This is a genomic window from Geoalkalibacter ferrihydriticus DSM 17813 (genome assembly GCF_000820505.1).
GTDB classification, from domain to species: domain Bacteria; phylum Desulfobacterota; class Desulfuromonadia; order Desulfuromonadales; family Geoalkalibacteraceae; genus Geoalkalibacter; species Geoalkalibacter ferrihydriticus.
The window spans coordinates 633-3,017 of record NZ_JWJD01000018.1; the positions used below are offsets into that span (position 1 = coordinate 633).

A 2,385-nucleotide genomic window follows, 5' to 3' on the forward strand; every position below is an offset into this window, starting at 1 on the left:
CCAGCCGCCACGTTGTCGGAGGAGCCGCGCACATCGCTGACGACATCGCGCAGTTTCTCCACCATATTGTTCAGGGCCGAGGCCAACTGGCCGATTTCATCCTTCTGGTCGATGTCGAGCTGCTGGCTCAGATCACCTTCGGCAATGCCCTCAGCGAAAGCCACGCCCTTGATGATGGGGCGGGTGATGATGCGGGTGAGGATGAAACCAAGACCAAGAGCAAGAATGACACCCAGCACGGCACCGCTGGCCGCCATGATTTCTGCCCGGATAGCGTCAGTGCGTGCTTGCGCAACGGCATTACTGGCAATCCCCTCATTGATATGAATCAGCTCTTCAAGCACACCCATCGCTTCTCGGGCTTCAGTATACATGGGCCCCAGTACCATGGCCGTCATGTCATCGCGCATGGTATCGGCTTGTCCGGCCACTTCGATCATCTGATAAAAGATGTTAAAGGTCTGCTCAGCGGCGGGCTGCATCACATCGGTGAACAGCCGCTGGGCATCGGCACGATTGTTGGCTTGCATGGCCTTACGGATATCGACCACAACATGGTGGAAGCGATCATGACTGGCGCGGACATCGGTAAGAAGCCGGCGAATATCGGGATTTTGCGTGCTATAGTTGGCCAACCAGCGACCAAAATTACAGGTTGTCGGGTCATTTCCCCCCTGCATGGTGTGGTCACTCATGATCAGGTTGGCAACATTGAGTTGGACGGCATAATGATCGCCACGAAAGCGCTGCAGACTGGAGACCAACTCCCCCGGGTCAAGAATGTCCAACGCTTCAAAGCGCTGGTTGTGTTGGCGCCATTGCTCATCAAGGCGTCGCCAGTCGGCCAATTGCCGTTCAAATTCGCTGCTTAGGCGGTCCTCTTCAGCCGTCGCAGGCAACTCCATAAAACGGGCCCAGGTTTGATCGAGTTTTTGCCAGCTTTCGTTTAACTCGGTCAGATATAGCTGCCGCTGCTCCAGGTTGATGCGCTCGGTCATCATGGTGCGATGAACCAGCATGATTTCTTCCATGATCAGTTCTGTCTCCAGCAGCCTTTCGATACTTGGCAGACGGACTTCACCGACTTCGGTGAGATGCCCATCAAGTGTATCGATTCCGCGCCAACCGATAATGCCGACCGCCAGTGTGATCAACGCAACCAGAACGAAACCGCAGGTCAACTTGACGCCAAGCTTCAGATTTTTCATACTTTTACCCTTTCCCTAATCCCTCTTGAAAAAATGCAATATGGACGTCGAACCTACCCAACACTCTGTGCCAAATCCTCCCCACCGCTCACGCCGGCCAACTCCTCGCCGCTGAACACCCGGTCAATATCGAGAAGGATGATGAACTGCTCCTCACGCTTGCCCATGCCCTGGATGAACTCGGTGCGCAGGCGCGTGCCGATGCGCGGCGCGGGTTCGATCTGGGCGGGGTCGAGATCGAGCACTTCCTCGACCTGGTCGGCAAGCACGCCAAGCACGGTGGTTTCACCCTCCATGGCGATTTCGACAATGATGATGCAGGTGTTGACGGTCTGCGGAGTGGGCGCCATGCCGAATTTGACGCGCAGATCGATGACCGGCACCACCCCGCCGCGCACGTTGATCACCCCGCGCATGAAATCGGGCGATTTGGGCACCTTGGTGATGGCGGTGTAGTCGAGCACCTCGCGCACCTTGGCGATGCCCAAGGCGAAGATTTCGCCGTCGAGTTTGAACGTCAGATACTGGTTGGTTTCGTTGAAGCCGTCCTCACTCACGGTCATGCCTCCTTCTGGTTTTTTGTCCTTTGTTGGTGGTGACCACATCGATCATGTGCACCAACTCCTGCGCATGCCCCGCCGGACTGAAGAGAAACTCGCAATAGGCGCGATGATCCGCTAACCCCAGGGCACGCAGGCGCTTCTGCAGGCGGCCTTCGAGCATGGTGCGCTTGACATCGGACATCTTGATGCCGACCTGCGCGTAAATAAAATCGCANCTAACCCCAGGGCACGCAGGCGCTTCTGCAGGCGGCCTTCGAGCATGGTGCGCTTGACATCGGACATCTTGATGCCGACCTGCGCGTAAATAAAATCGCAGAGCCGCTTGAAATCCTGATTGGTCAGTGACATGGGCGCCTACTTCGAAATCAATGGGACACAAATAATCCTATAAATCTTTTCTCACCGCAGAGAACGCTGAGAACGCAAAGAATGCATGAAGGTTTCTTTTCTCAGCGCTCTCTGCGCTCTCTGCGGTGAGAGTTCTTCCAGTTTTTTTTCTTAATAACGCTCGAACTCATCGTCGAGCTTGTCGTTTTTAGCGTTCATGTCCAGAGCCACGCCGCCTTTGCCATAGCCATCCTTTGCGGGCACGGCCCTCTTGGCCACCGGCGTCG

At 55.8% G+C, this 2,385-nt stretch carries 4 protein-coding genes; all 4 read right to left on the bottom strand.

All coding sequences use genetic code 11. From position 1 onward, the window contains the following. Nucleotides 1-1,208, bottom strand: a 1,208-nt coding sequence (locus tag GFER_RS19265) for a methyl-accepting chemotaxis protein (RefSeq protein WP_161807433.1), incomplete at its 3' end; no start/stop codon positions are given. A 53-nt stretch (nt 1,209-1,261) separates the two neighbouring features. Further along, nucleotides 1,262-1,765 carry a chemotaxis protein CheW gene (locus GFER_RS17275; RefSeq protein WP_235264125.1) on the bottom strand — a complete coding sequence of 168 codons (504 nt, stop codon included), beginning with the start codon at nt 1,763-1,765 and terminating at the stop codon, nt 1,262-1,264. After that, nucleotides 1,758-1,952, bottom strand: a complete 195-nt coding sequence (locus GFER_RS19850; protein WP_040101315.1) for a hypothetical protein — start codon at nt 1,950-1,952, stop codon at nt 1,758-1,760. Before GFER_RS19850 ends, GFER_RS17275 begins: the two co-directional genes overlap by 8 nt. Then, nucleotides 1,886-2,119 (bottom strand): hypothetical protein, encoded by a 234-nt coding sequence (locus GFER_RS19855; RefSeq protein ID WP_082048159.1) that lies wholly within the window; start codon nt 2,117-2,119, stop codon nt 1,886-1,888. The genes GFER_RS19850 and GFER_RS19855 overlap by 67 nt, the downstream gene beginning before the upstream one ends. Nucleotides 2,120-2,385: the final 266 nt, after the last annotated feature.

What these genes read in the sequence shown, in the direction of transcription:
- GFER_RS19850 (WP_040101315.1), bottom strand. Translation starts at nt 1,952, where the DNA reads ATGTCCGATGTCAAGCGCACCATGCTCGAAGGCCGCCTGCAGAAGCGC.